The sequence below is a fragment of the Streptomyces sp. V1I1 genome (assembly GCF_030817355.1).
Lineage (GTDB): Bacteria > Actinomycetota > Actinomycetes > Streptomycetales > Streptomycetaceae > Streptomyces.
In genome coordinates this window covers 4,040,962-4,067,905 of record NZ_JAUSZH010000001.1, presented here as the reverse complement: position 1 = coordinate 4,067,905, position 26,944 = coordinate 4,040,962, and the positions used below count along the sequence as shown (strand labels likewise).

27 protein-coding genes and 2 pseudogenes are annotated in these 26,944 nt (G+C 68.4%); 15 read left to right on the top strand and 14 right to left on the bottom strand.

All coding sequences use genetic code 11. The annotated features are described in order from the left end of the window. Positions 1 to 26: 26 nt before the first annotated feature. Together QFZ67_RS19100 and QFZ67_RS19095 are read left to right on the top strand one after the other, a co-directional pair. Entirely contained in the window at positions 27 to 1,715 is a 1,689-nt protein-coding gene (locus QFZ67_RS19100) for a sensor histidine kinase (RefSeq protein WP_307662302.1), read from the top strand. Between the two features lie 75 nt (positions 1,716 to 1,790). Then, positions 1,791 to 2,498, top strand: a complete 708-nt coding sequence (locus QFZ67_RS19095; RefSeq protein WP_373430232.1) for a response regulator — start codon at positions 1,791 to 1,793, stop codon at positions 2,496 to 2,498. Between the two features lie 204 nt (positions 2,499 to 2,702). On the opposite strand, the gene QFZ67_RS19090 is transcribed toward QFZ67_RS19095, so the two are convergent. Further along, positions 2,703 to 3,314 (bottom strand): FMN-dependent NADH-azoreductase, encoded by a 612-nt coding sequence (locus tag QFZ67_RS19090; RefSeq protein WP_307662301.1) that lies wholly within the window; start codon positions 3,312 to 3,314, stop codon positions 2,703 to 2,705. A gap of 108 nt (positions 3,315 to 3,422) precedes the next feature. On the opposite strand from QFZ67_RS19090, the gene QFZ67_RS19085 reads away from it, so the two are divergent. From QFZ67_RS19085 to QFZ67_RS19070, 4 genes are all read left to right on the top strand, one after another. Further along, the gene (locus QFZ67_RS19085) at positions 3,423 to 3,776 is read left to right on the top strand and encodes a helix-turn-helix domain-containing protein (protein ID WP_307662300.1); all 354 of its coding nucleotides are present in this window, start codon (positions 3,423 to 3,425) and stop codon (positions 3,774 to 3,776) included. Positions 3,777 to 3,948: 172 nt separating this feature from the next. Next, a complete protein-coding gene (locus QFZ67_RS19080) occupies positions 3,949 to 5,418 on the top strand; it encodes a DUF2252 domain-containing protein (protein ID WP_307662299.1) in 1,470 nt (489 codons plus the stop codon). A 33-nt stretch (positions 5,419 to 5,451) separates the two neighbouring features. Beyond that, positions 5,452 to 6,285 carry a hypothetical protein gene (locus tag QFZ67_RS19075; protein WP_307662298.1) on the top strand — a complete coding sequence of 278 codons (834 nt, stop codon included), beginning with the start codon at positions 5,452 to 5,454 and terminating at the stop codon, positions 6,283 to 6,285. A 91-nt stretch (positions 6,286 to 6,376) separates the two neighbouring features. After that, complete coding sequence (locus tag QFZ67_RS19070; protein WP_307662297.1) at positions 6,377 to 6,721, top strand: rhodanese-like domain-containing protein; 345 nt, start codon at positions 6,377 to 6,379, stop codon at positions 6,719 to 6,721. 51 nt (positions 6,722 to 6,772) lie between these two features. Here the strand turns inward: QFZ67_RS19070 and QFZ67_RS19065 are convergent, their stop codons facing one another. From QFZ67_RS19065 to paaA, 6 genes are all read right to left on the bottom strand, one after another. Next, on the bottom strand, positions 6,773 to 7,936 hold the full coding sequence (locus QFZ67_RS19065) for an acyl-CoA dehydrogenase family protein (RefSeq protein WP_307662296.1): 1,164 nt from the start codon (positions 7,934 to 7,936) through the stop codon (positions 6,773 to 6,775). A gap of 115 nt (positions 7,937 to 8,051) precedes the next feature. Further along, the gene (locus QFZ67_RS19060; RefSeq protein ID WP_307662295.1) at positions 8,052 to 9,107 is read right to left on the bottom strand and encodes a 2Fe-2S iron-sulfur cluster-binding protein; all 1,056 of its coding nucleotides are present in this window, start codon (positions 9,105 to 9,107) and stop codon (positions 8,052 to 8,054) included. Then, a complete protein-coding gene (gene paaD / locus QFZ67_RS19055; RefSeq protein WP_307662294.1) occupies positions 9,108 to 9,611 on the bottom strand; it encodes a 1,2-phenylacetyl-CoA epoxidase subunit PaaD in 504 nt (167 codons plus the stop codon). After that, positions 9,605 to 10,321, bottom strand: coding sequence for a 1,2-phenylacetyl-CoA epoxidase subunit PaaC (gene paaC, locus QFZ67_RS19050; protein ID WP_307662293.1), 717 nt, complete (start codon positions 10,319 to 10,321; stop codon positions 9,605 to 9,607). Before paaC ends, paaD begins: the two co-directional genes overlap by 7 nt. Then, complete coding sequence (gene paaB / locus QFZ67_RS19045; protein WP_254372136.1) at positions 10,318 to 10,608, bottom strand: 1,2-phenylacetyl-CoA epoxidase subunit PaaB; 291 nt, start codon at positions 10,606 to 10,608, stop codon at positions 10,318 to 10,320. The genes paaC and paaB overlap by 4 nt, the downstream gene beginning before the upstream one ends. Next, positions 10,605 to 11,570: a 1,2-phenylacetyl-CoA epoxidase subunit PaaA gene (gene paaA, locus QFZ67_RS19040; protein WP_307662292.1), complete on the bottom strand. Its 966-nt coding sequence runs from the start codon at positions 11,568 to 11,570 to the stop codon at positions 10,605 to 10,607. Before paaA ends, paaB begins: the two co-directional genes overlap by 4 nt. Before the next feature lie 113 nt (positions 11,571 to 11,683). Here paaA and QFZ67_RS19035 point away from each other — a divergent pair, with 113 nt between their 5' ends. From QFZ67_RS19035 to QFZ67_RS19020, 4 genes and pseudogenes are all read left to right on the top strand, one after another. Beyond that, on the top strand, positions 11,684 to 12,589 hold the full coding sequence (locus QFZ67_RS19035) for a DUF5819 family protein (protein WP_307662291.1): 906 nt from the start codon (positions 11,684 to 11,686) through the stop codon (positions 12,587 to 12,589). Beyond that, a complete protein-coding gene (locus tag QFZ67_RS19030) occupies positions 12,586 to 13,848 on the top strand; it encodes an HTTM domain-containing protein (RefSeq protein WP_307662290.1) in 1,263 nt (420 codons plus the stop codon). Before QFZ67_RS19035 ends, QFZ67_RS19030 begins: the two co-directional genes overlap by 4 nt. Next, a pseudogene (locus QFZ67_RS19025) lies at positions 13,845 to 14,087 on the top strand (rRNA methyltransferase); the annotation flags it as partial. The gene QFZ67_RS19030 and the pseudogene QFZ67_RS19025, both read left to right, overlap by 4 nt. 1,148 nt (positions 14,088 to 15,235) lie before the next feature. Continuing rightward, the gene (locus QFZ67_RS19020) at positions 15,236 to 15,745 is read left to right on the top strand and encodes a hypothetical protein (protein ID WP_307662289.1); all 510 of its coding nucleotides are present in this window, start codon (positions 15,236 to 15,238) and stop codon (positions 15,743 to 15,745) included. Positions 15,746 to 15,835: 90 nt separating this feature from the next. Here QFZ67_RS19020 and QFZ67_RS19015 read toward each other — a convergent pair whose 3' ends face one another. The 6 genes from QFZ67_RS19015 to QFZ67_RS18990 form a co-directional block, all read right to left on the bottom strand. Beyond that, positions 15,836 to 16,114, bottom strand: coding sequence for a hypothetical protein (locus QFZ67_RS19015; protein WP_307662288.1), 279 nt, complete (start codon positions 16,112 to 16,114; stop codon positions 15,836 to 15,838). Positions 16,115 to 16,779: 665 nt separating this feature from the next. Continuing rightward, positions 16,780 to 17,391 carry a GAF domain-containing protein gene (locus QFZ67_RS19010; RefSeq protein WP_307662287.1) on the bottom strand — a complete coding sequence of 204 codons (612 nt, stop codon included), beginning with the start codon at positions 17,389 to 17,391 and terminating at the stop codon, positions 16,780 to 16,782. Next, positions 17,384 to 17,977, bottom strand: coding sequence for an ATP/GTP-binding protein (locus QFZ67_RS19005; protein WP_307662286.1), 594 nt, complete (start codon positions 17,975 to 17,977; stop codon positions 17,384 to 17,386). Before QFZ67_RS19005 ends, QFZ67_RS19010 begins: the two co-directional genes overlap by 8 nt. Beyond that, positions 17,955 to 18,347 carry a DUF742 domain-containing protein gene (locus QFZ67_RS19000; protein WP_307662285.1) on the bottom strand — a complete coding sequence of 131 codons (393 nt, stop codon included), beginning with the start codon at positions 18,345 to 18,347 and terminating at the stop codon, positions 17,955 to 17,957. Before QFZ67_RS19000 ends, QFZ67_RS19005 begins: the two co-directional genes overlap by 23 nt. A gap of 3 nt (positions 18,348 to 18,350) precedes the next feature. Further along, positions 18,351 to 18,746 carry a roadblock/LC7 domain-containing protein gene (locus tag QFZ67_RS18995; RefSeq protein WP_307662284.1) on the bottom strand — a complete coding sequence of 132 codons (396 nt, stop codon included), beginning with the start codon at positions 18,744 to 18,746 and terminating at the stop codon, positions 18,351 to 18,353. A 33-nt stretch (positions 18,747 to 18,779) separates the two neighbouring features. Then, positions 18,780 to 20,366, bottom strand: a complete 1,587-nt coding sequence (locus QFZ67_RS18990; RefSeq protein ID WP_307662283.1) for a sensor histidine kinase KdpD — start codon at positions 20,364 to 20,366, stop codon at positions 18,780 to 18,782. 401 nt (positions 20,367 to 20,767) lie between these two features. On the opposite strand from QFZ67_RS18990, the gene QFZ67_RS18985 reads away from it, so the two are divergent. The 3 genes and pseudogenes from QFZ67_RS18985 to QFZ67_RS18970 all read left to right on the top strand — a co-directional run. Beyond that, positions 20,768 to 21,247 carry a hypothetical protein gene (locus QFZ67_RS18985; protein ID WP_307662282.1) on the top strand — a complete coding sequence of 160 codons (480 nt, stop codon included), beginning with the start codon at positions 20,768 to 20,770 and terminating at the stop codon, positions 21,245 to 21,247. 455 nt (positions 21,248 to 21,702) lie between these two features. Further along, the gene (locus tag QFZ67_RS18975; protein ID WP_307662280.1) at positions 21,703 to 22,479 is read left to right on the top strand and encodes an RNA methyltransferase; all 777 of its coding nucleotides are present in this window, start codon (positions 21,703 to 21,705) and stop codon (positions 22,477 to 22,479) included. A 32-nt stretch (positions 22,480 to 22,511) separates the two neighbouring features. Further along, positions 22,512 to 22,924: pseudogene (locus tag QFZ67_RS18970) on the top strand (TrmH family RNA methyltransferase); the annotation flags it as partial. A gap of 87 nt (positions 22,925 to 23,011) precedes the next feature. On the opposite strand, the gene paaN reads toward QFZ67_RS18970, so the two are convergent. Then, positions 23,012 to 24,688 (bottom strand): phenylacetic acid degradation protein PaaN, encoded by a 1,677-nt coding sequence (paaN, locus tag QFZ67_RS18965; protein ID WP_307662279.1) that lies wholly within the window; start codon positions 24,686 to 24,688, stop codon positions 23,012 to 23,014. A gap of 122 nt (positions 24,689 to 24,810) precedes the next feature. Here paaN and QFZ67_RS18960 point away from each other — a divergent pair, with 122 nt between their 5' ends. Further along, positions 24,811 to 26,322, top strand: coding sequence for a 3-hydroxyacyl-CoA dehydrogenase (locus tag QFZ67_RS18960; protein ID WP_307662278.1), 1,512 nt, complete (start codon positions 24,811 to 24,813; stop codon positions 26,320 to 26,322). Then, positions 26,319 to 26,912, top strand: coding sequence for a TetR/AcrR family transcriptional regulator (locus QFZ67_RS18955; RefSeq protein ID WP_307662277.1), 594 nt, complete (start codon positions 26,319 to 26,321; stop codon positions 26,910 to 26,912). Before QFZ67_RS18960 ends, QFZ67_RS18955 begins: the two co-directional genes overlap by 4 nt. Positions 26,913 to 26,944 lie beyond the last annotated feature (32 nt).

Here is a 26,944-nt window from a genome sequence, read left to right as displayed (position 1 = left end):
CGGGGCGGGCTGCTTAGGGTGCGGGCGTGAACGCGTCATCGAAGATATGGGCCGGCTGGACGTGGCTGGCGGCACCCGAGCTTTGGTCGCGGAGGCGGACCGCCGGCGAGGTGGTGCTCGCGCTGGTGCTCGGTCTCATGGCCGCCGGAACCGAGGAACTGACGGGCAGCGCGGGGCTGCGGCTGCTCGGCGTCGGGGCGGCGGCCGCGCTGCTGTCGCTGCTGCGGCGCCGGATGCCCGCGCCGGTGATGGCGGTCACCGCGGCGCTCGCGCCGCTCATGAGCGGCTTCGCGCCGCTGCTGATGGTCGTGGGCTGGTCGGCGGGGCGCAGGATCGTGGGCGCCGGGCGGGCGCTGGTCGCGTTCACCGTCGCGTACGGCCTCTTTGTCGGCACCATGCTCGTCGACACCTGGTCCGAGCAGACGCCGATGACGATGGTGCTGCTCGCCACTCTGTACTTCCTTGCGACGGCGGTCGTACCGGGTCTGGCCAGCCGTTACTGGACGCAGCGCCGGACCCTGCTGCACACCCTGCAGCAGCGCAACGTCCAGCTGTTGCGGGAACGCGCGATGGTGGAGGGGCAGGCGCGGCTGCGTGAGCGCCAGCGGATCGCTCAGGACATGCACGACAGCCTCGGTCACCAGTTGGCGCTGATCTCCGTGCACACCGGCGCGCTGGAGGTGGATCCCGAGCTGACGCCGCGGCAGCGGGAGGCGGTCGGGGTGCTGCGGGACGCTTCGGTGACCGCGATGCATGAACTGCGTGAGGTCGTCGGGATTCTGCGGGACGGGGTCGAGGGGCCGGCGCCTGTTGACGAGTCGGGGCGGGTCGCGCGTGGAACGGCCGGTATCGAGGGGCTCGTGGAGGCCGCGCGGGCGGCGGGCAACGCGGTGGAGCTGCGGTGCAAGGGCGAGGTGCGGGCGCTCGCCGCGGCGGCCGACCATGCGGCGTACCGCATCGTGCAGGAGGCGCTGACCAACGCGTATAAGCACGCTCCCGGCGCTCCGATCGACGTGGAGCTGCGATACGAGCCGGACTCGGTCGTCGTCGAGATCGTCAGCGGGGCAGTTGGGGCGCCGGCACCCGGCGAGGTGGTCAGCGGCGGGCAGGGGCTGACCGGGCTGCGCGAGCGGGCGCGGCTGGTCGGCGGCATCGTGCATGCGGGGCCGGCGGACGGCGGGGGCTTCCGGGTGGCCGGAGTGCTGCCGTACGGGGTCGTGGAGGCCGCGCCGTTCGTCGCTGCGGAGGACGACTTCCGCCAGCAGTCGCCGAAGGCCGCGCTCGGAAACGGTGATCCGGTCATGGACTGGACTGTTTCGGAGCGGGAGTTGGCGATGGGTGGGAAGAGCGGTGGCGGGGGGTTCGCGCTGGGATGCGGGATTGCCCTGGCGGCGTTGCTGGTGCTGGTGGTGGCGGGTGTCTTCGGGATGTTCTTCCTGGTGGGGTCGGTGAGCGACGGGATGATCGACTCGGCCCAGTACGAGCAGGTGAAGATCGGGGCGTCCGAGGAAGAGGTGCGCGATCAGCTGCCGAGCGGGGACACGATCACGACGACGGGGCTGAGCGGCAAGGGCCCGAAGGAGCCTGCGGACTCCAAGTGCTTGGTGCTGATGTCCTCGGAGGTGGGGGACAGTATCGAGACCGAGCCGGTGTTCCGGTTCTGCTTCAAGGGCGGCAAGCTGATCGAGAAGAAGTCCTACGAGGTGAGCCGCTGAGGGCGGTAGGCGGCGGGTGCCGGTAGGCCGTAAAGGCAGATGTGTTGTGGGGGTGCCTGTGGTGTGGGGGTGCATGTGACGGGGTCGCCGACGGGTGCGTCGACGGGGTCGCCGACTGGGTCGGCGATCCGGGTCGTCGTCGCTGATGACGAGCCGCTCATCAGGGCAGGGATCCGGATGATCCTCACCTCGGACCGCGAGATCGAGGTCGTGGCGGAGGCTGCGAACGGACGCGAGGCCATCGACCTGGCGCGTTCCCACACCGCCGACGTGGTGCTCCTCGACATCCAGATGCCGGTGATGGACGGGCTCACGGCGCTGAGGGAACTCCGCCGGGCAGCACCGGCGACGCGGGTGATCGTGCTGACGACCTTCGGCGAGCGGGAGAACGTACTGCGGGCGCTGGAACACGGGGGCGCCGGGTTCCTGCTCAAGGACACTGCACCCGCGGAGCTGATCCGGGCGGTACGGGCCGCGGCTGCGGGCGAGGCGTATCTCTCTCCCGGAGCGACCCGGCATGTGGTGGACCAGCTCGCGTCCGGGCGGGCGGCTGCGCGCGGCGAGGAGGCGCGGGCTCGCGTTGCCGGGCTGAGCGCCCGCGAGCGGGAGGTGCTGGCGCTGCTCGGGGAGGGGCTGTCCAACGCGGACGCCGGGAGGCGACTGCATATGAGCGAGGCCACGGTGAAGACGTATGTGAGCCGCATCCTGGCGAAGCTGGAGTGCGAGAACCGGGTGCAGGCGGCACTGCTGGCGCGGGACGCCGGGTTGGACGGTGGATGGTGAGCGGGTGGGCCTGGGGGCCTGCCTCTGGTGCGTTCTGCGTGCGGGCGTCGTGCGTGTGGGCGTCGTGGGTGCCTGTGGGCGTCCTGACGGGCTGACGTTTCACGTGGAACATCCGCGTTGACTGTTTCACGTGAAACGCCCGCGGAGGCTGGACTCTCCGCGGGCGTTCGCGTGAGGTGCGTGCTGTGCGCGCGGCACCTGTGGTCAGGCGACGAGACGGGCAGCCAGGGCCTTGCCCTTCTGGGCAGCCTCGTCCAGCGCCTTCGTACGGGAGGCGTCGGCGAGCGGAATCAGCTCCGCCATCTCGGGCTTGGAGCGCGCCAGCGTCAACTCGGGGACGATGAAGTCGACTTCAGCGCCGAGCATGCCGGTCAGCACCTTCTCCAAGTAATTCTGGACGAACTCGTAGTCCTCGCGCGGGGTGCCCGGAGCGTACGAACCGCCGCGGCTGGCGACGACCGTGACCGGGGTGCCGGCCACCGGACCGTCGGGGCCGACGTTGTGGCCGACGATGATCACCTGGTCCAGCCATGCCTTGAGGGTGGACGGGATCGTGAAGTTGTACATAGGTGCGCCGATCAGAACGGCGTCCGCCGCTTCGAGTTCGGCAGCGAGCTCGGCGCGCAGCGCGTCCTCTATCCCCGCGGAAACGGCGGCGAAGTCCAGGTGGGGCAGGGGCGTGGCGGCGAGATCGCGGTAGACGACCGTGCCTTCGGGGTGCTGCTCCTGCCAGGCCCGGACAAAGGAGGCGGTGATGTCGCGGGAGGCCGAGCCTCGGGGAAAGACGGCGGAGTCGAGATGCAGCAGCGTGGCCATGAGGTTCTCCGTGAGGGGTGGCGTGTGATGAAATTCCGTACGCACCTATAGATATCATAGGTACTTATCTTTCGTAAGTTCATGGGGATGGAGCAGTAGTCTGGAGGCATGGCGGAACACAGCGAAGAGGCGTGCAAGAGGGTCGATGGGGGCATCACGCGCGTCTTCGAGCTGCTCGGCAAGCGCTGGACCGGGCTGATCGTCTCGGTGCTCATGCAGCGCGCTGTGCACTTCGCGGAGCTGCGGCGGGCCATCCCGGGCATCAGCGAGCGCATGCTCTCGGACAGGCTGACCGAGCTGGGGGCGGCGGGGTTGGTCGTGCGAGAGGTCGACGAGGGGCCCCCGCTGCGCGTCGCGTACCGGCTGACCGAGGCCGGGGCGGCGATGGAGCCCGCGCTCAAGGAACTGGCGCTGTGGGCCGACACGTATCTGGCGGCGAAGGGCGACTCGGCCCCCTGTTAGCGGGGCTCCCGGCTCGGGCGGAGGCTCAAGGCCGGGGTTGGGGCGCTTGATCCTTGCAGGCCGCGGAGTTGCGCAACGTTATCCACAGGGGGAGACGGTTGTCAGGCAGCGGCGGTACCGTCGTTGGCAGTTGATGTTGACGTCGGTACGACGACGGGGGAGGCAGCGCGTCATGAGCGAGGCTGAGACGGTGATGCCGGTGCAGCAGGTCGGGGCAGGGGCGACGGGCGGGGAGCGCATTCCGGTGGTGCCGGGCTTCGCACCGCGTCCGGGGCAGGGAGCGCCCGGCGCTGCGTACGCCGCCCGGTCGCCGAAGGAGGCGGGGAAGGCGCTGCGGGACCGGGTGCCGCGGGCCTCGCACGACTCGCTGGTGCTCGCGGTGGCGCGGCCCGACGCGGTCGAGGCCGTCGAGGAGTCCAGCCGCGACCGGGTGCCCGAGCTCACGCCGATACGAGTGGGCCGGATGGCCGCATCGCCGTTCGCGTTTCTGCGCGGCTCGGCGGGGTTGATGGCCCACGACCTGGTGGGCACTCCGGTCACCGGGGTGAGCGCGCAGATCTGCGGCGATGCGCATGCGGCGAACTTCGGGCTGTACGGCGATGTGCGCGGCCGCCTCGTCATAGACCTGAACGACTTCGACGAGACCGTCGTCGGCCCGTGGGAATGGGACGTCAAACGGCTCGCCGTCTCACTGGTGCTGGCCGGCCGGGTGGCGGGCGCGGACGAAACTGTCTGCCGGGCGGCCGCGTTCGACGCGGTGGGCGCGTACCGGCGCACCATGCGGCTGCTGGCCAGGCTGCCCGCGCTGGACGCGTGGAATGCCATCGCCGACGAGGAGCTCGTCTCCCACACGGACGCGCGCGATCTGCTCGGCACGCTCGAGAGGGTCTCGGAGAAGGCCCGTAACAACACGAGTGCACGCTTCGCCGCAAAGGCGACGGAGGAGTGTGGCGACGGCGGACGGCGCTTCGTGGACGCGCCTCCGGTGCTGCGGCGGGTGCCGGACGCGGAGGCGGCGGCCGTCGCCTCGGCGCTCGAGGGGTATCTGCGCACGCTGTCGGAGGACCGGCTGCCACTGCTCGCGCGGTACGCGATCCACGATGTGGCGTTCCGGGTGGTGGGGACAGGGAGCGTCGGCACGCGGTCCTATGTCGTGCTGCTGCTCGACCACCGGGGCGAGGCGCTGGTGCTTCAGGTGAAGGAGGCGCGGGCCTCGGCACTGCTGCCGTATCTGCCGGCCGCCGGGTTCCAGGTGGCGGAGGTGCACCACGAGGGGCACCGGGTAGTGCTCGGCCAGAAGCGGATGCAGGTGGTCAGTGACATTCTGCTCGGCTGGACGACGGTCGACGGACGGCCTTTCCAGGTACGGCAGTTCAGGAACCGCAAGGGAAGCGTGGACCCGGCGGCGCTCGCGCCCGACGAATTCGACGACTACGGGCGGATGACCGGCGCGCTGCTGGCTCGGGCGCATGCGCACAGCGCCGATCCGCGGCTGCTCGCCGGGTACTGCGGCAAGAACGAGGAGCTGGACGAGGCGGTGGCCGGCTTCGCCATGACGTACGCGGACCGCACGGAAGCGGACCACGCGGATCTGCTGGCGGCGATCAAGAGTGGGCGGATAGCCGCTGAGCTGGGGGTGTGACGGGATGCTTCGCCGCGCCCGTAGGCTGGGCGCGTGACCCAGGATGCATCCGGCGGGCCGACGACCCGGAACGACGAAGAGCAGGACGCGCAGCCACGGCCCGAGGCCCGGCTGGACAAGGCGGTGCGCGCGGCCGAGCAGGCGCTGATCGAGTTCGAGATCGCGTTGGAGACGTTCCGGGTGGAGGTGGAGAACTTCTCCCGGCTGCACCACCAGAAGCTCGGTCCGATGTACGCGCGACTGGACGAGCTGGACGCGCAGATCGCGGAGGCCCGGGCCGCTCGTAGCGGCGACCCGGAGGATCTGCGCAAGGCGCAGGAGGCGCGGGCGATGGTGATGCCGATGCCCGGTGTCGACGAGCTGTTCCACGACTGGATGGACTCCGAGGGCCTCTCCCCCGAGGCCGCCGCGATGCTCAACGACCAGCCCGTGCGGGCGCCGAAGCGGGTGCGTCCCAGCGAGGAGGCACGGAAGCTCTACCGCGAGCTGGCTCGCAAGGCGCACCCGGACCTGGCGCAGGACGAGGGAGAGCGGACACGGCGCGAAGAGTTCATCACGCGCGTGAACGCCGCCTACGGGCTCGGCGACGCGGCGCTGCTGCGGGAGCTGGCCGAGGAGTGGGCGGCCGGGCCTGTGCCCGCCGAACAGCCACTCAGCGAGAGCGAGGAGCTCTACGCCCGGCTCGAGTGGCTGTCGCAGCGCAAGGAGCTGCTGACCGCGGTCGCGCAGGAGCTGGAGGAGAGCGCGATCGGCGCGATGCTGAAGATGGCGCCCGAGGACCCGGACCGGCTGCTGGAGGAGATCGCCGAGCAGTTGCTCGTGCAGGTCGCCGAGCGTGAGAAGGAACTGTCCGGACTGGTGCAGTAGGTTTTCTGAGGTTTCTCAGGAGCCGAGAAATCCTGCCGCGTATGTTCGAGATGCACGATATGTGCGAGATGCACGAGAGAAGGCATGACCCATGAATTTCGCCCCACTGCCCTCGGTGGAGGCCGCGGCCGTACCGTCCGACGGCCTGGTACTGGACGTCCGGGAGGACGACGAGTGGGCGGCCGGGCATGTCGAGGGCGCGCTGCATGTCCCGATGAGCGACTTCGTGGCCCGCTTCGGTGAGGTGACCGAGGCCCTGGCCGACGGGGGCCGGGCGTATGTGATGTGCCGGGTCGGTGGGCGGTCCGCGCAGGTCACCCAGTATCTGGTGCAGCAGGGCATCGACGCGCTGAACATCGAAGGCGGCATGCTCGCCTGGGACGGCGCCGGCCGCCCGATGACCACCGACACTGGCAACCCGGCGTTCGTCCTCTGAGGCACGGTCTCGGGTCTCGGGGCTGCGAGGCTTGATGCGGCTCCTGAGCCGTTAGCCGAGGGGGTGAGCGGCCAGCAGGTCGCCCAGGGTCTCCTCATGGGCCGCGGCCGGGCCGAGTGAGAGCTCGAGCTGCTTGGCCCAGGCGTGGTAGCGGTGCAGCGGATAGTCGGTGTCGGCGCCGAAGCCGCCGTGGAGATGCTGCGCGGTCTGGACGACGCGGCGTACGCCCTCCGAGGCCCAGATCTTCGCCACCGCTACATCGCCGGACACCGGCAGCGGGCCGCCGACTCCCGCGCTCTCCCGCGCCGGGGTCAGCCGCCAAGCCGCCTGCCAAAGGGTCGCTTCCATCGCGCGCAGATCGATATAGCGGTCGGCGGCCTGGACGGCGACTGCCTGGAAGGTCGCGACCGGGAAGCCGAACTGCTCGCGTTTTCCGGTGTACTCGCTGGTCATCGCGAGCACGCTCTCGCCGAGCCCGAGAGCCAGTGCACAGGTCCCGGTGGCCAGGAGCTGGCGCAGCCACTCCCAGGCGCCGTCGGCGTCGATCAGTTCGCGGCTGTCGATCCGTACGGAGTCGAGGCTGACCTCGGCGAAGCGCTCGCCGCTGGTGGAGATCTGCTCGCCGAGTGTGATGCCTTCACGGTCCCGGGGGACCAGCGCGAACACGGCCCGGCCCTCACCGGTGTGGGTCGGCACGGCGATCCGGTCCGCGGACTGGGCCCAGGGCACGCCCGTCTGCACCCCGTCGAGCACCCAGCCGGCCCCGTCACCTTGTTCGGGGGCAGGGCGCGCGGCGACGGCGAGCTCCGCGGGGTCGTGGCCGGTGCGGCCGTTGGCCGCGACGGTGAGCACCAGTTCGCCGCGGCCGACGCGGGGCAGGATTTCGTCGCTCAACTCGGCGCTGCCGTAACGCTCCACGGCCATGGCGACGGCGCTCGTCTCCAGCAGCGGCACCCGGGCCAGCACCTTCGCGGACTCGCGCAGCACCAGGCAGAGCGCGATTGGATCGAGGCCGGCTCCGCCGTGCTGTGGCGACAGGACCAGACTCAGCAGATCGGAGTCCGCGAGCTTGGCCCACAGCGGCCGGTCGAACTCCTCGGCCACCGCGCCAGGGGTGAGCGCGGGGCTCGGCACTCCGTCGGGTGCGACGCCCGAGAAGACCGCCTTCGCAGCCTCGACCGCCGCCTGCTGCTCCTCGGTGAAGGTGAAGTCCACTGCCCTGTCCTCCCACGCACCGGTGCTGCCCTGAATCGATATCTGACGGACCGTCAAGGTAGAACAGGTTCTTGGAAAAGAACACAGCGTGGGAGGGAGCGACCCCAGGGTCTGCTCAGCGGTCGAAGTCCAACTCCACTTCCGGTGTGGCCGGATGGGACTGGCAGGCCAGCACATAGCCCGCCTCGGTCTCCTCCGCCTCCAGCGCGAAGTTGCGGTCCATGCGCACCTCGCCCGAGACCAGGAAGGCCCGGCAGGTACCGCAGACGCCGCCCTTGCACGCGTACGGCGCGTCCGAGCGGCTCCGCAGCACGGTCTCCAGCAGTGACTCGCCTTCCCGCACCGGCCACTTGCCGGAACGGCCGTCCAGGGTCGCGGTCAGTTCGGCGTGGGACGGCGCGGTCACCGGCACCGGCCCGGGCGCCGAGCCGTCGTCGACATGGAAGATCTCCTCGTGGATACGGCTCCGGTCCACCCCGAGCCCGCGCAGCGCGCGCTCGGCGCCCTGGACCAGGCCGAAGGGGCCACACAGGAACCAGCCGTCCACGTCGGTCACCGGAAGCAGGGCGGGCAGCAGCCCCGTCAGCCGCTCCTGGTCCAGCCGTCCGGACGGCAGTCCCGACTGCTGTTCCTCCCGGGAGAGCACGGTGACCAGCTGAAAACGGTCCGGGAAGCGGTCCTTGAGGTCGGCGACCTCGTCCAGGAACATCGTCGACGCCGCGGTGCGGTCGCTGCGTATCAGACAGAACCGGGCTTCCGGCTCGCGCGCCAATAGCGTCGCCGCCATCGACAGCACGGGGGTGATGCCGCTGCCGCCGACGACCGCCGCGAAGTACCCGGGGCGCGGGGCGAGGAGGAAGCGGCCCATCGGTGGCATCACCTCGACGGTGTCGCCGACGCCGAGCTCCTTGAGCGCGAACGTCGAGAACTCGCCGCCGTCGACCAGCCGGATGCCCACGCGCAGTATCGGATCACCGTTGGCCGGGGCGGCCGGGGCACAGATCGAGTACGTACGACGGATCTCCTCGCCTTCCACCAGCCGGCGCAGGGCCAGGTGCTGGCCGGGGGTGTGGCGGAAGGTCTCGCGCAGCTCGGGCGGCACCTCGAAGGTGACGGCCACCGAATCGTCCGTGAGCTGTTCGACCTCGCTGACCCGGAGCGGATGGAACATCTACAACTCCTTGAAGTGGTCGAAGGGTTCGCGGCAGCTGACGCAGCGGCGCAGTGCCTTGCAAGCGGTGGAGGAGAACCTGCTCAGCAGCTCGGTATCGGTGGAGCCGCAGTTCGGGCAGCGTACGGAGAGCGTGAGCGGCACCGGCCCCTCCGCCGTGTGCGGGCGGGGCGGGGCTATCCCGAACTCGGCGAGCTTGCGCCGCCCTTCCGCGCTGATGTCGTCCGTCGACCAGGCCGGGGAGAGGACCTTGACGACCGAGACGTCCGGTATTCCGTGGTCGTGCAGCACCTGCTCGATGTCCGAGGTCATGGCCTCGATCGCCGGGCAGCCGGTGTAGGTCGGGGTCAGCTCCACCTCGACCCTGCCGGGCGCGAGGATCTGCACCCCGCGAAGCACGCCGAGCTCCTCCAGCGTCAGCACCGGCAGCTCAGGGTCTGGCACGGAGCCGGCGAGCCTGCGCAGCTCCGCCTCCAGCCGCGTCTCAGTCACGTCGCTCACCATGACGCTCCCGGGTGGCTGCGGTGCAGATGCTGCATCTCCGCCAGCATCCGCCCGAAGGACTCGGTGTGCAGACCCTGCCGTCCCGCGCCAGCCGCCCAGCCGCCGGCCCGCGGCCCGTCGGGCACGGTCAGCGTCGCCCGCTCCAGCACGGCGGTGACGGCCTCCAGCCAACTGGCCTCCAGGGCCTGCCAGTCGACGTCCAGCCCTTCGACCGGCTGGAACATCTCGCCGGTGAACCGCCACAGCGCGTCGCACGCCCGCTGCATCCGCTCATGGCTCTCGGCCGTGCCGTCGCCGAGCCGCTCGGTCCAGTGCTCGGCGTGGTCCTGGTGGTACGCCACCTCCTTGACCGCCTTGGCCGCGAGCCCGGCGAACTCGCTGTTCCCCGCCGCCAGCTGCCCGTACAGCAGCCGCTGATAGAGGGAGAAGTAGAGCTGGCGGGCGATGGTGTGGGCGAAGTCGCCGTTCGGCTGCTCGACCAGCTGGAGATTGCGGAACGCCCGCTCCTCGCGCAGATACGCCAGCTCGTCCTCGTCCCCGACGATGGAGAGCAGCACCCGCGCCTGCCCCAGCAGGTCCAGCGCGATATTCGCGAGGGCGACCTCCTCCTCCAGGACGGGCGCATGGCCCGCCCACTCCCCCAGCCGGTGCGAGAGCACCAGCGCATCGTCGCCGAGGGCGAGCGCCGCGGCATTGGCCGTCGCGGTCACAGGTGCTTCACCCCTTCCGGGATCTCGTAGAAGGTCGGGTGACGGTAGGGCTTGTCGCCGGCCGGCTCGAAGAACGAGTCCTTCTCATCGGGCGAGGACGCGGTGATCGCGGTGGAGGGAACCACCCAGATCGACACGCCTTCGTTCCGCCGGGTGTACAGGTCGCGGGCGTTGCGCAGGGCCATCTCCGCGTCCGGGGCGTGCAGGCTTCCCGCGTGGGTGTGGGACAGCCCGCGGCGCGAGCGCACGAAGACCTCCCACAGCGGCCAGTCCGTCGAGCTGCTCATGCCGTCGCCTCCCCGGGCTTCGCGTGCTGTGCTTGGTGTTTCGTGGCGTACGCCACGGCCGCGTCCCGGACCCAGGCGCCCTCTTCGTGGGCCCGGCGGCGCTGCGTGATCCGCTGTTCGTTGCAGGGGCCGTTGCCCTTGAGGACGTCCTGGAACTCGGCCCAGTCGATCGCGCCGAAGTCGTGGTGGCCCCGCTGCTCGTTCCACCGCAGATCGGGGTCCGGGAGGGTGAGGCCGAGGGCTTCGGCCTGCGGGACGCAGATGTCCACGAAACGCTGGCGCAGCTCGTCGTTGGAGTGCCGCTTGATCTTCCAGGCCATGGACTGCGCGGAGTGTGCCGACTCGTCGTCCGGCGGGCCGAACATCATCAGCGACGGCCACCACCAGCGGTTCACCGCGTCCTGCGCCATCTCGTGCTGGGCGGGCGTCCCTCGGGAGAGGGTGAGCAGCAGCTCGTACCCCTGGCGCTGGTGGAAGGACTCCTCCTTGCAGATCCGGACCATCGCGCGGGCGTACGGACCGTAGGAGCAGCGGCAGAGCGGCACCTGGTTGGTGATTGCCGCGCCGTCCACCAGCCAGCCGATCGCGCCGACATCGGCCCAGGTCAGCGTCGGGTAGTTGAAGATCGATGAATACCTCTGGCGGCCGGCGTGGAGCTTGTCGAGCAGCTCCTCGCGGCTCGTGCCCAGGGTCTCGGCGGCGCTGTACAGATACAGCCCGTGGCCCGCCTCGTCCTGGACCTTGGCCATCAGGATCGCCTTGCGTCGCAGCGAGGGCGCCCGCGTGATCCAGTTCGCCTCCGGCTGCATGCCGATGATCTCGGAGTGGGCGTGCTGAGCCATTTGGCGGACGAGCGTGGCCCGGTAGGCATCGGGCATCCAGTCGCGCGGCTCGATGCGCTCGTCGGCGGCTACGGCGGCGTCGAAAACCGCCTCGTACGTATCCGCAGTCACTGCCGTCATCCGGGCCCCCTACCGACCGATCGTTCGGTTCATTGACTTCAATGGTGAGTCGACGGCCCGTAGGGTGTCAACCCTGTGGATAACCGAGGTGGACCGACGGGGATCGGGGCGGGATGGACTCCTACGAGGATGAGGGCGTCAACGGCGCCAGGGGCCTGAGCTCCGAGCCGCGCCCCGGCCGCGTCCCCAAGGCCCGTAGACAGCCCGAATCCCAACCTGAATCCCAACCTGAATTCGAACTCGCGGTCGAGTCCGGGGCTCAGCACCAGCACCAGCTGGAGCAGGAGCACTGGCACGGGTTTCCGCCGGTCGCGCCCCCCGACGCCTCGGAGCCCGCAGCCCCCGAGCCCGCCCCCGTCCGCGGCATGGCGGCCCTCTCCCTCCCCTACCAGGTCGCCGCCGCCGTCTCGCTCGCGATCATCGGAGCTCTCGCCTGCGTCCACCTGGCCATGGTGTTTCTGCACGTCGCCCCGTCCAACACCGTCACCAAGGAGTACGGCAAGGCGGTCGACGGCTGGGTCTACCCCGAGTTCGAGCAGAACTGGAAGCTCTTCGCCCCCAACCCGCTCCAGCAGAACGTCGCCGTGCAGGTGAAGGTCGAGTTCACGGCCACCGACGGCAGCCGCAACACCACCGACTGGATCGACCTCACCGCCGAGGACGGCGAGGCGATACGCGGCAATCTCCTCCCCAGCCATGTTCAGCAGAACGAGCTGCGCCGGGCGTGGGACTTCTACATCAACTCCCATGACAACGAGAACCACGCGAACGGCGTGCGCGGCCAGCTCTCCGAGAGATATGTCCGCAGGATTGTGATGATGCGCCTCGACGCGCACGACCTGGGAAGATCCGTCGAGCGCATCCAGCTCAGGTCCTCGACCCGCTCCGTAAAGGCCCCGGAGTGGAGCGACGAGAAGATCGACACCCGCCCCGCCTACCGGGTTCTGCCCTGGTGGACGGTCACCGCCGCGGATCTGCCCGAGGGCGTCAGTAACGGCCGGACGGAGGCGGGCACGTGAACGACACCGCCGACCGCGGGGTCGCGCGCGCTGTCCAGCGCATCACCTCCACGGCCCTCGGTCCGTACCAGAGCGCCATCGTCCGGATCGGCTTCGCCGCCTCCTGGCTGCTCTTCCTGCTGCGCGAGCTGCCCAATCGCCATGAGATGTACGGCCCCAACGGTCCGTGGCGCTGGGACATGGCACGGCAGCTCATAGCGGGCAATGACGCCTTCACCGCACTCATGTGGTCGGACACCACTCTCTGGTTCGAGGTCGTGTACGGCCTTGCCGTGCTGTCCAGCGTGCTGCTGATACTCGGCTGGCGTACCCGCACCATGTCTGTGCTTTTCATGATCGGCGTGCTCTCGCTGCAGAATCGCTCCATCTTCATGGGCGACGGCGGCGACAACGTCATCCATCTGATGGCGATCTATCTGGTCCTGACGCGCTGCGGGCAGGTCTGGTCCCTGGACGCACGGCGCGCGGCGCGACGGGTGCCTCGGGTGGCGACCGTACCGGACGCGCAGGAAGTACCGGGCGGGTCGGCGGTGCAGGGCGCGCAGGGAGCGCCGGACGGGGAGTCCCGCGACCGGGTCGGCCCCGTGCTCTGGGCGGTGCTGGGACTCGCCCTGGTCATCGCCACATTCCTGAACCAGACCGGCTGGCTCGTACTGCTGCTGCTCGGAGTGCTCTGGGTGGGGCTCGGGCTGTGGTGGATGGTGAGCCGGTACGCGCCGAACAGCGAGCTGCGCTCCCTGCTGGACGTTCTCGCCAACCTTGCTCACAACGCCGCTCTCGTCGTGATCATGGCCGAGGTCTGTCTGATCTACGCCACCGCGGGCTGGTACAAAATCCAGGGCTCCCGATGGCAGGACGGCACCGCGCTCTACTACCCGCTCAAGCTCGATTACTTCACGCCCTGGCCGGCCCTCTCCGACCTCCTCGCCTCCGGTGGCGTGATGGTGATGGTGCTGACGTACGGCACGGTCATCGTGCAGGTCGCCTTCCCGTTCACGCTCTTCAACCGGCGAGTCAAGAACGTCCTGCTGGTCGCCATGATGCTGGAGCACGCGGCCATCGCCGTACTGCTCGGGCTGCCCTTCTTCTCACTCGCGATGATCGCCGCCGACGCGGTCTTCCTGCCGACTGCCTTCCTGGTCTGGCTCGGCGGGCGGGCGGCGCGCGGGAGGGACCGGCTGTTCTCGCGCGTGGACGTCGCGGGGCGGCTGGAGCGGCGGCGGGGTAGCCCAGACCAGCCCCGTACGCTCGTCGGGTGAGCACCACCGAAGAACCGATTCAGTACGACGACGCCTACAGCCCCGAGGTCGGCGTCGGGCCGTATCCGCTGCCGTGGCCGCAGGACGGGCGGTACGACCCCCAGCTGCTGGCCGAGGGCGACCGGCGCAATGTGGCCGACCACTACAGGTACTGGACGCGCGAGGCGATCGTCGCCGACCTGGAGACACGGCGGCACGGATTTCATGTGGCCGTGGAGAACTGGGGGCTCGACTTCAATTGCGTATACGGAAGGGGTGTTGAGGTCTAGCGTCGTGGTCATGGAGACTTCGGAGCCCGAAGCGACCTACAACGCAAGCCAGTTGCCCACTCCATCTGCGCTATCAGCAGTAGCCCGCGCTGAGCAGGACGTGCCGCGCGCCGCCACCTATCGAACTCCAAATGCTCCACCTGGACGGCTGGAGTGAATTACTGCATGTTCTGCCAGAATTTGAATGAGACTGAAGCATCGCGCCCACGTATCATCGCTCACGCAAATGATGAATAGTTAGGTCGAACGCACATGTTGGTCAATCTGGCGGATGATGGGGGCAGGTTCACATCTCCAGGACGATCCTGGCATCCACAAAGAGACAGGTGCCGGGCGACGGCCTGCGTGCCAGATCCGTGCCAGATCGAGCGGTCAACCACGGTCACTGAGAGCCTGTACTGGCGCAGGTGACTGTCGGCAGACTCGGCACCGTCGCACGCAAGGTGACCAGCGAGGACGTGTCCGCGAGCGGTGCCAGGCCTACAAAGCAGACGTCCTCGTAGCCGAACCGTGTGAAGAACTGGTCACCCGATCCGCTGGCGTACCCGTGGGGACCCACATGCCTCCACGCCTCTATGGGCGCACTGCCTGCCAGCCCTGACTGCGCCCCCGAACAGCAAGCGGGCAGCCCCTCGCGGTCCTACACTCACGCGGGTAAGAGGCCCAGGGGGAAGAGCTGAGGATGGATGACAGTTGGATCAGGGGCAATCTTGAGCCGCTGGTCGGCAAGACCAGCCTGGTGGGTACGACCACTTGGGACCATCTTGCCGTCTACCGGCCTGAAGCGTTTACCCAGTCCCTGAGTGAACTAGGGCTGAGCACCGAATAGGTCGTCGAGATCCTCACGGTCCGCGATGAGGTGGCTCCCAAGTTAGTGATGCTCGACCAATACGAGCTAGCGCACCGGTACGTCGCGGGGGTCATGCCGCGTCTCCCTCCGAGTGAACTCCTACACCGAATTGGCCTTCGGCGTTTAATTCTGACAGGGCGCCTATCTGCTTGGTTCAGGGGGCGCACCGTGCGAGTTGACGCAAGGCGAGACGTTGAGGTACGTGTTCCGCTCTTCGTCCTGAGCGCCCCTGATGCGGCCGATTGCACGGCCAGCTTCGAGCGGAGCGATGCTGGAGGTCGAGCCTGGTATGGCAGGCGCAGCAACGTTGAGGACAACCACTTCTTGGAAGTTCATCGCTAACCGAGCGGAGCGAAAACTCGTCTTCATGTCCGTGGGCCTGGCTGTGGCCGACGTGACCATCTTCGAGGGGGATGTCGCTGTAAGCCAGACGCAGCACATCGACATCTCGAATCTGCGATGTCATACCGCGCCCGGACTGATGCTGCTGGCACCTGACGCCGAACTTCCTCGCGGAGAGCTTCTGAGTCGGTACCCGCTGGCGGAGGATGCGAGCGGCGCAGTCGCGGAGTACGAGTACAAGTACGAGCAGGGTGCGATCAGGGCGCTGGAGATCGGCGTAAGCGCGCTGGGCAGCAAGGTCAAGGTCCGTGCCGACGTCAGCATCGGCGAGACATTGACGTTGCGTCACCAACTACGTGGGGGCTTCGATTATGCGCTTCACGGCCTCGCTGGGGGAGACGGACTTCTGTGGTCCGAGCCGCGCACTGCCCCCTGATACACGCGACCATACGTCTCTGCGAGGGGGCGGCGTATCTGTGGGACACCGATGTTCTCCAACTATTCTCCAGTCGTCTGACCTGCGGAGCTAATTGAGACGGAAGCGGCCTCCGGAGCCGCGGGCACGAACCGGCATGATGTTCGCCATGACTTCCAAGAGCAATACAGCCCCGCGCGAGAGTTCCGAGGTCACGGTTGTTACCAACGGTGTCGCACAGGTCTTCAGCTGGGAGGGGGTGCGCATATCAAGGTCCGGAACCTCGGTGGCGAGGTCGTGATCGAGGCGAATGCCGCGGGCCTCAGGACGCTGGCCGGCCACCTGCTCGCGCTCGCGAAGGCTGGCGTTCCCGACGGGAGCCATCTGCATCTGGAGGACAGCAACGGTCTGGCGGACGGGTCCGTCGGCTTGGTTCTGGAACGGAGACAACGTAGGAAGCGCCGCTGCGGAGGGACCAGATGGAGCGGGGAACAGCGGTCAACAGCGGTCCGACGTCGTAGACGCAAGACTGGGTCCAAGGCCCTGTTCTGCCTGGTCAGGTCTGCGAAGTGCCACGAACCGCCGGTGATTCCCAAGCTCGGAGCGCGGGTTCGATTCCCGTCACCCGCTCCGACAGAAAGCCCCGGGCCAGCGGCCCGGGGCTTCTTTGTTGTCTGAACGGCGCTAAGCGCCTTGCACCAGATCCGAACCAGAAGGACGGTCGCGAGACCGCGCCGACAGCCGGGCCGATGACGTGCCAGATGGCGTTCTCCGGTCCGAGGCGTTGCCGGGGCACGCAGACCGGGCTCGTCGTATCCGCAGGATGTGCGACGCCCAGGGCACCGTCCGCGTCAGTACGGCAAGCACTCCACGAGTGCTGCACCCGGTGCGCACCAGATCGGGCGGCGGAACCGCGATCAACCATGGTTCACACGTCCCCCGTGCGCGCCTCCACCTGGTCTTCTCAGCGCTGCGGGTGGATCGGCCGGCACAGCCGCTGACAAGACGTACCCGCTCCTGCCGGCGGCCGAAGACCCTCTCTCAAACAGGCTTCCTCACGAGCCGTGCGCCCGCCGCTCGATGCGCTCCACCAGGTCGGCCGCCATCGTCTTGATGGTCTCCAGCCCCTGTTGACCCCAGGGATGCGGATCCTGGTCCACCACGCAGATCGTGCCCAGCACCATGCCCGTGTTGTCGATCAGCGGAGCGCCCAGGTAGGAGTGGATCCCGATGGCGTCGACCACGTGGTTCCCGGCAAAGCGTGGATAGTCGCGGACATCCTCCAGCACCAGAGCCTTGCGCCGCCTGACCACATGCGGGCAGAAACCAATGTCGAAGTCACGAGGCATCACCCGGCCGGGCACGGGATCGTCGAGAAGGGGGGACTCCAGGTTCACGGTTGTGTCGGCGGCCGCGCTGTACAAGCCCGCGAAGTACTGACGGCTCTCGTCGACAAGGAAGTTGACCCCCGCGTAACACCCCCCGGTGCGCTGCGCGAGTTCACGCGCGAAGTCATCGAACTCCGGAACGGGCTTGTCCTCGATCCCCAGTTCCCGAAGTCGGCGTGTCCGGGCTTCTGCCTCAGGGTCCTCCGGAGGGAGAAGCAGATGACGTACGGCGATCGCTATGTCACCTCCGAAGGGAGACTTGTACACCATCTCAGCCATGCGAACTCCTTGAAGTGATCAGATGCTGCACGAGGGAAAGTAGAACCCGAATACCCGAGCTGGACAGGCGAGCATCACACAGGACCACTGGGACCTCAGGCTTGAGGTCCAGCGCCGCCCGCACCTTTTCCGGCTCATAGCGGTGCGCCCCGTCGAACTCATTGACCGCGACGACGAAGTTGATGCCACGTGCTTCGAAGAAGTCGACAGCCGCGAAACTGTGGTCCAGCCGGCGGGTGTCGGCGAGCACTACCGCACCGAGCGCACCGGCGGACATTTCGTCCCACATGAACCAAAAACGCTCCTGACCAGGCGTGCCGAACAGGTAGAGCACGTGGTCGGGGCTGACGGTGATCCGGCCGAAGTCCATCGCGACCGTGGTGGTGGCCTTGTTCTCCACCCCCTCCAACCTGTCCGTTGCAGCACTGACCTCGGTCAGCAGTTCTTCCGTGCTCAGCGGCTCAATCTCGCTCACTGCTGCCACAAAGGTGGTCTTGCCCACGCCGAAACCCCCGGCGACCAAAACCTTGATCCCCATCGGAAGGGAGTCGGCGCCGGGTGCCTCAGAGCCGTTTGAGGAGCCCATCCCGCAACGCCTCCAATAGATCTAGATCGGGGGGAGAGTATGACCCCCGTGTTCCCATGTCGAAGCGCCGTGTGACGACCGCCCCACGCTCCACCAAGTCGGACAGCAGCACCTTGATCACCGTGGCCGGCATGCGCGTGTGCCCCGCGATCTCAGCCACCGTGACCGGCGTCCGACACAGGTCAAGCACATGTCCGTGATCCAATCCGAGGTTGGTCCGCAGCACGGTACCCGTGGCCACCACCATGGTCATCAAGTCGAATTGGCAGGTGGGTCTGGTGCGTCCGTCACTGACGGTGTACGGCCGAACCAGCCGCCCCAGGGCATCATCAAGCAACGGCCTATGCGGATCGTCCGGGTCATCCGGCATCTCTCACTGCCCCGCCGGCTGACGGGGAGCGGCCCCCAGGTGGCTGCGGACGCTCTTCACCATCATGGTCATCTCGTAGCCCAGCACTGGCACATCCGCCTCGCGCCCGGCCAGCACTGCCAACAGGGCGCCCTGCCCGGCCGCGGAGACAAAAAGCAGCGAGCTGCTGAGTTCGGTCACGATCTGCCGCACATCATCGCCGTCATCGAATCGCTTGCCGGCACTGCGCGCCAGAGAGTAGAGCCCGCTGGCGAGGGCCGCCAGATGATCCGCCGCGTCTTTGTCCATTCCATCCGAGGCCATCACCAGACCGTCCGAGGACAACAGCAGTGCGCTCCGCGTATGCGGTACGCGCTGCACAAGGCCGCTCAACAGCCAAGAGAGATCTTCGCTCACCACAATTGCCCACTTCTCCTCAATGACGTGAAACTGCTAGGGGGCCGGGTCCGGTCGGAGCTCCCCGCCGAGGGACGGGGAGGTGTCAGTTTCCTCGGAGTCCTCAGCCAGGCGGACGCCGCTCTGAAACGCGGCCATCAGGCCGGGATCGTGATCGTCTTCCTTGGACGCCACGGCAGCGTGGGGGGACTGCCGCAATTCCGGGGCGAGGTGTTCCTGACGGCGCCGCTGGGGCAGCACGGGGGGAGCATCTCCCTGCGTGGGAGCCGCGACGGGGGCGAGTAGTGGTTCGGCCACCGGTGCGGCTACCGGGCCCCGAGCGACAGGCGTGTCCGGCGCAAGTGCCTGCTCCGTCGAGTCGTCGGCGTGTCCATGAGGGGCTGCGGGAGTGAGGTCCGACTGTTGTTGCCGTGATTCCACCACGTCCGGGCCCCGGCCCAGCAGCTCGTGCGGCAGCACCACCACCGCCTGTGTACCGCCGTAGACGTTGCTCTTGAGTTGTACGACGATGCCGTGCCGCCGGGCCAGCACAGAGACCACATACAGGCCGATGCGACCGTCCTGGAGCAGCTCGCCCAAGGCGATCCCCTCAGGGGAGGCGAGCAGGGCATTCATCTGGTCCCGCTCAGTGGAGGTCATGCCCAGACCGCGGTCCTCGACCTCGATCGCCAGCCCGGCGGTGACGTGCTCGGCACGCAGCAGCACCTGGGTCTGGGGACGGGAGAACACCGTGGCGTTCTCCACCAGCTCCGCCAGCAGGTGGACCACGTCGACGACCGCGTGCCCGCTCACCGTCCCGTCCACCGGAGGCACCATCTTGACCCGCGAGTACTGCTCGATCTCGGCGGCCGCGGAACGCATCACATCGGCCATGCTGACCGGTCGGGTCCACTGGCGATAGGAGACGTCGCCGCCGAGCACGGCCAGATTCTCGGCGTATCGCCGGATACGGGTGGCCAGGTGGTCCACATGGAACAAGCCTTTGAGCAGGTCCGGGTTCTCGACCTCGTTCTCCAGGTCGTCCAGCAGCCCGATCTCGCGGTGCACGAGAGACTCCAGCCTTCGGGCCAGATTGGCGAAGACCTCGAAGTGCTCGCCGCCACGCTCCCGTGCCCCGAGCTCCACCACAGTCGCCTCGGCAACGCGCTGGGCGGATGCGATCTCTTGCCCCAGCCGATCCAGCGCATCACCTGTCCGCTTGGGCAACGGGCTGGACTGATGCCGCTGATTTTCTGTCAGCTGTTGCCCAGTCTCCATCTGCCGTCGCAACTTAGCCAGTTCGGCCTGGCCGCGTGCCGCGAACGAGCTCAACTCGATATGGCGGCGTGCCACGGCCCGCGCCTTCCCGGCGGCGACGAACGCTGCGCCCGAGAGGATCATGCAGACGAGCAGCAGCGTGCCATTGAGCAGACCCCAGAAGGCGCTCTTGTCGACGTGGCCCACGCCTGCGGTGAACAGGAGAGCAGCGGCTGCGGCTCCGGTGATCGTGACCAGCACGGCAGGCAACACCGCCAGAAGCACCATGTGGCGCTCAACTGCCTTGCCCCCGCCCATGATGTCAGGGACATGCCACGCCTGGGGGTCGGCGGACACTATCTCCTGGTGGGCATGAGCGGGCAACATCAAACGTTCCTGCATCACAGTCCCTGGTTGCATATCGGCCAGCAGGCTGAAAAGTGTACGGCGCACGTTACCTCTAACGGCACCTCACGTCACGGGTGGTGAGGTCGTGGGGATTGATTCGACAGTCCGCACGTCCCTGAACTGGCCCCAGTGCCGTGACGCACTCCTGGTTGAACAAGCCAGAACGTGCCGATCCGTGCCAGAACCGTGCCAGAACGAGCTGGCACTCACGGGCAGTGCCGACAACTCAAGGGCACTGACAGCCGCAAGCTGTGCGGAGCGTATGCGCAGACCAGCGGCCGCGGACGATCCGTGACGACCTTGTGATTCCCAAGCTCAGAGCGCACGTCCAAAGTACGCCTGCAGGGCGGCGGGCAACGGACGTTCTAGGCTCCCCTGCCATGGAGTGGATATCGCCAGTCAGTACGGCACTTGGCGCGGTGATCGGGGTCGGTTCGACGTTGATTGCCGATCGGGTCAGGTGGCGCAGGGAGCGCGCCGGCCAGAGTCTCGACGTGCGACGGCAGCTCTACGCGGACTACACCGCTGCACTCTCGCGTATGCGAACGGCGCTCCACGAGTGCGCGCAGGCAGACATACCTGCAATCGAGCGCCCTCAGAGGGTGCGCGAGCTGTTTCTGGCGCCCGGGGCGTACGAGATCCGCCACCAGTTGGCCATCATCGCCCCCCAAGATGTGGTTGAGGCCGCCCGCGCCGCGTTCGTGGTCTTGAGGCACACGAGAGACCTGCTTGTGGACGGCGCTGCGATCGAGAGCCCGGAGTACAGCGAGCTGGAGAACAGGTTTGATTCGGCAGTGGCCGAACTCCGCCGCGTCATGCGCCGAGATCTCGGCGTGCCCGAATCGACCACGAGACGATGACACCGCCGTGGCAATTCAAGATGCTGACGCCCACCGCCGCCCGCTGGCTGGACGATCAGGTGCCCGCCCTGGAGGAGCGACCGGGCACCCGGTGCGCAGCCGGTACAAGCTGCCCAAGGACCCCGACGTGTGGCCCCTGGCGGATGTTGCCGTACTGGCCCCTGCGACGTTCAACACGATCAATCAGTGGGCTCTGGGGATCACAGAGAAGTTCGTGGTCGGATTCGTGGCCGAAGGCACCGGCAAGGGCATCCCCGTGATCACGATGCTGCCGCATACGTGCAGCACACCCAGTTCAACCAGAGCATTGCGACCCTCCGCGCCATGGGCATCTCGCCGCGGCCGAGTCAGTCATCAGCCGACGCGATGCAGGCCAGACATAGGCCACTAGCAGCGGGCCCTATTGGCGTTATGCGATGCGGGAGAGCGGCTGTTCGGCACCGTAGCCTGAGGCGATGAGCGATGACGATGCCACGAGGGCTGTACGGCAGTGGAGTGAGGCCCCGCCTGATGCTGTGCTGCTCGACGGCTTCCATGCGCTGAAGCACGCGCTTCGTTTCGGGGCGGATGTACGAGTCGCAGTCACCGGCAACAAGGAGGCCGCCCTGGCGCTCGCTGCCTCGCTTGCCGACGACGTGACGGACCGCATCCGGGATCTTGTCGTAGAGGTACCAGCACAGACCCTGCGCGAACTGGTGCCGAGGGTTCACCCCACGCAGGTGGCCGCTCTGGCCACCAGGCGCAGCCGTCAGACGAACTTGGCGGGGTTGGGCTGGCTGCCACGGACGTCACCGATCGTCGTTCTGGACAACCCACGCAATCTCGGGAATGTCGGAGCCGTGGTTCGTCTTGCTGCCGGTTTTGGGGCCACAGGTGTGGTTACCACCGGCGACCTGGACCCGTGGCATCCCAACGTGGTGAGGGCGGGGGCGGGTCTCCATTTCGCCACCGCCGTGGAACGGCTCCCCTTCAGTGATCTTCCACCAGGCCCGCTGTACGTCCTTGACCCAGAAGGGGAGGACATCAGGTCTGTCGCCATCCCCGGTGACGCGCTGCTTGTATTCGGCTCTGAGCGGCATGGGGTCTCGCCCGAGCTCCGGGGCCAGGCAACCAAGCTGCTGGCCCTCCCGATGCGGCCCCAGGTGTCGAGCTACAACCTTGCGACCAGCGTGGCCATGGCTCTGTTCCACTGGGGCGGTCCGCTACAGGGACCGGACGCCCAGGATGGCTGAGAGCTCTCCAGACCCGTTGTGTAACAGAAACCTTCAACATCGGGTCGGTGGTGCGTACCGCCAATGCCTTCCTGGCGAAGGAGATCCACATCGTGGGCCGGCGGCGCTGGAACCGGCGCGGAGCCATGGTCACCGACCGGTACCAGCATGTGCGCCACCACCCGGACACGGCGTCGCTGACGGCGTGGGCGGCGGCGGAGGATCTGCCGATCATCGGCATCGCCTACCCGGGGCCGTGCCGCTGGAGCGGACCGAGCTGCCGCGGTGCTGCGTACTGCTCTTCGGGCAGGAGGGGCCCGGGCTGACGGAGGAGGCGCGCAAGCACGCGACGATGGTTTGCTCGATCGCGCAGTTCGGCTCGACGCGCTCCATCAACGCGGGCGCGGCGGCAGCGATCGCCATGCACGCGTGGGTGCAGCGGTACGCGGAAATCCCGCACCCGTAAGGGACAGCGCGGCTGTCGGACGGACCCCGCGTGTGTGCCGACAGCATGGTCCTCGCCGTCGGCACACACGCGCAGATCGCCGAAGCCTTACGACTGGCGGCGGACCTCCACCACCCGGAAGCGGTTCGAGACGAACGCCCCGTCGCACAGCGCGGCGTTCGCCGCCGGGTTGCCGCCCGAGCCGTGAAAGTCGGAGAACGCCGCCGTCTGGTTGACGTACACCCCGCCCGTCAGGTTCAGGGAGAGCTGCGCCGACTCGTCCAGACAGACGTCCTCGATCGCGCGCTCCGTCTCCGCCGACGTGGTGTACGCGCCGACCGTCATCGCGCCCTTGTCGCGGACCGTGCGCCGCAGCAGCTCCAGCGCGTCGGCCTTCGAGTCCACGGCGACGGCGAAGGACACCGGGCCGAAGCACTCCGACAGATACGCCGCCTCAGCGTCGGCCCCGTCCCAGAATTTCCGCGAGCCGTCGAGCTTTACGATCACTGGCGTACGGACGACCGCATCCGGGAATTCCGGGTTGGCGATCTTCCGAGAGGGCAGGGCCACTTCGCCCAGCCCGGCTGCGCCGTCCAGGCGTGCCTTCACATCCGGGTTGACCAGCGCGCCCAGCAGGGCGTTCGCCCGGGCGTCGTCGCCGAGCAGGCCGCCCACCGAGGCCGCAAGGTCGGTGACCACGTCGTCGTACGACTTGGGGCCGGCGTCCGTCGTGATGCCGTCCCTGGGAATGAGGAGGTTCTGCGGGGTGGTGCACATCTGGCCGCTGTACAGGGACAGCGAGAAGGCCAGGTTGGACAGCATCCCCTTGTAGTTGTCGGTGGAGTCGACGACGACGGTGTTGACGCCGGCCTTCTCGGTGTAGACCTGCGCCTGCCGGGCGTTGGCCTCCAGCCAGTCGCCGAAGCCGGTGGACCCCGTGTAGTCGATGATCTTGATCTCCGGGCGTACGGCGAGGGTCTTGGCAATGCCCTCGCCCGGTCGCTCGGCGGCCAGGCAGACCAGGTTCGGGTCGAAGCCCGCCTCGGTCAGCACCTCGCGGGCGACCCGCACCGTGAGCGCGAGCGGCAGCACCGCGCGGGGGTGCGGCTTGACCAGCACAGGGTTGCCGGTGGCCAAGGAGGCGAACAGCCCCGGGTAGCCGTTCCACGTGGGGAAGGTGTTGCAGCCGATCAGCAGGGAGATGCCGCGTCCCGCCGTGGTGAACGTCTTCCGCAGCTCCAGGGGGTCGCGCTTGCCCTGCGGCTTGGACCAGTCGGCGGCCGCGGGCGTGCGGGTCTGCTCCTCGTAGGCATACGCCACGGCCTCCAGGCCGCGGTCCTGGGCGTGCGGGCCGCCCGCCTGGAACGCCATCATGAAGGCCTGCCCGCTGGTGTGCATCACCGCGTGCGCGAATTCATGGGTGCGGGCGCTGATCCTCGAAAGGATCTCCAGGCAGACCAGGGCCCGGGTCTCCGGACCGGCCTCGCGCCAGGCGGCCATGCCCGCGCGCATCGCGGGCAGCAGGACGTCGATGTCGGGGTGGGGATACTCGATGCCCAACTCCGGGCCGTACGGCGAGACTTCGGCGCCCGTCCAGCCGTCCGTGCCCGGCTGGTCCAGCTCGAAGCGGGTGCCCCGGAGGGCCTCGAACGCCGCGAGCCCGTCGGCCGACGCGCTCTCGCCGTACGCCTTGGGGTGCTCGGGATGCGGGGACCAGTAGGCGCGTGTGCGGATGACCTCGAGGGCCTGGTCGAGCGTCGGCCGGTGGGTCTCGGTCAGCTGCATGAAGGACCAACTCCTCGTCGAGCTGGGCAGGGAAGGAATGACAGAGTTAGAGTAACCGAACGATCGGTCGGTACAAGGGGGCCTGTCAAGCCTGTGGATAACTCATCGGGGAGGATCGCGCCATGACCGCCATCGATCAGAGCCGTACCGTCGCCGTTGTCGGCACCGGCACCATGGGACAGGGCATCGCTCAGGTCGCCCTCGCCGCAGGCCATCCCGTGCGCCTCTACGACGCCGTTCCCGGGCGGGTCGGCGAAGCCGCGGACGCCATCGGCGTGCGCCTCGACCGGCTGGTCGAGAAGGGCCGGATGGACGCCGCCGAGCGCGACGCGGCACGGGCCCGTCTGCACCCGGCAGCGAACCTCGCAGAGCTGGCAGACGCCGCGCTCGTCGTCGAGGCGGTCCTCGAGCAACTGGCGGTCAAGCAGGAGCTGTTCACGGCGCTGGAGGAGATCGTCGCCGACGACTGCCTGCTCGCCACCAACACCTCCTCCCTCTCCGTCACCGCCGTCGCGGGCGCCCTGAGAAACCCCGGCCGTTTTGTCGGGCTGCACTTCTTCAACCCGGCGCCCCTCCTCCCGCTCGTCGAGGTCGTCAGCGGCCACGCCACCGACGAGGCGACCGCCACGCGCGCGTGCGCGACGGCGGCAGCCTGGGGCAAGACCCCGGTGCGCTGCGCCGACCTGCCCGGCTTCATCGTCAACCGCATAGCCCGGCCCTTCTACGCCGAGGCATTCGCGGTGTACGAGGAACACGGCACCGATCCCGCCACCATCGACGCGGTCCTCAGGGAATCCGGCGGCTTCAAAATGGGCCCCTTCGAGCTCACCGATCTGATCGGCCAGGACGTCAACGAGGCCGTCACCCGTTCCGTCTGGGAGTCCTTCTTCCACAGCCCCAAGTTCCTCCCTTCCCTCGCGCAGCGCCGTCTCGTCGAGTCGCGCCGCCTGGGCCGGAAGTCCGGCCACGGCTGGTTCTCGTACGCCGAAGGGGCGCCGAAGCCCGCGCCGCACACGGCGGAGCCGGCCAGGGCCCCCGAGTACGTCGTGGTCGAGGGTGATCTGGAGCCCGCCGGAGAGCTGATCGCGATGATCCGGGAAGCGGGCATCGAGGTGCGGCAGAAGGACGAGGACAAGGGAACGCGGCTGGTGCTGCCCAGTGACGGTCAGCTGGTGCTCGCCGACGGCCAGACATCCGTTGAATTCCGCGATGTCGTCTACTTCGACCTGGCACTCGACTACCGGTCCGCGACCCGGATCGCCCTGTCCGCCGCCGACAGCGTCGGGGACGAGACGCTCGAGCAGGCGACCGGCCTCTTCCAGGCGCTCGGCAAGCAGGTCAGTGTCATCGGTGACGTACCGGGCATGATCGTCGCCCGTACCGTCGCGATGCTCGGGGACCTGGCGCTGGACGCGGTCGCCAAGGGGGTCGCGACCAAGGAGGACATCGACACGGCGATGCGCCTGGGGGTCAACTACCCCCTGGGGCCCCTCGAATGGAACGACAGCCTGGGGCGCGACTGGGCCTGGGAACTGCTCGGCAATCTCCACGAGAGTGTGCCGACCGGACGCTACGCGCGGTCCCTCGCGCTCCATCAGTGGTCGTACGCGACCTCCCAGAAGGGCGCCTCATGACCACCGCCAAGCGCGATACGTACACCCCCGAGACGCTGCTGACCGTCGCAGTACGGATCTTCAACGAGCGGGGCTACGACGGCACCTCCATGGAGCATCTCTCCAAGGCGGCCGGCATCTCCAAGTCCTCGATCTACCACCATGTGGCGGGCAAGGAGGAGCTGCTGCGCCGCGCCGTCAGCCGGGCGCTCGACGCGCTCTTCGCGATCCTCGAGGAGCCGGGAGCCGTCCGCGGGCGGGCCATCGAGCGGGTCGAGTACGTCACCCGGCGCACCGTCGAGGTGCTGATGGCCGAGCTGCCCTATGTGACGCTGCTGCTGCGCGTACGGGGCAACACCAAGACCGAGCGGTGGGCCATGGAGCGGCGCCGGGAGTTCGACCAGCGGGTCGCTGATCTGCTGAAGGCTGCGGCGGCGGACGGCGATCTCCGCGCGGACATGGACATCCGGCTGGCCACCCGGCTGCTCTTCGGCATGGTGAACTCCCTGGTCGAGTGGTACCGGCCGCACCCGGGCGGCGGCTACGACGGCGACCAGGTCGCCGAGGCGGTCGTCAGGCTTGCCTTCGACGGCCTGCGCACGGACTCCTAGCGCTGCCGGCGGCTCCCTCACGCTGCCAGGGC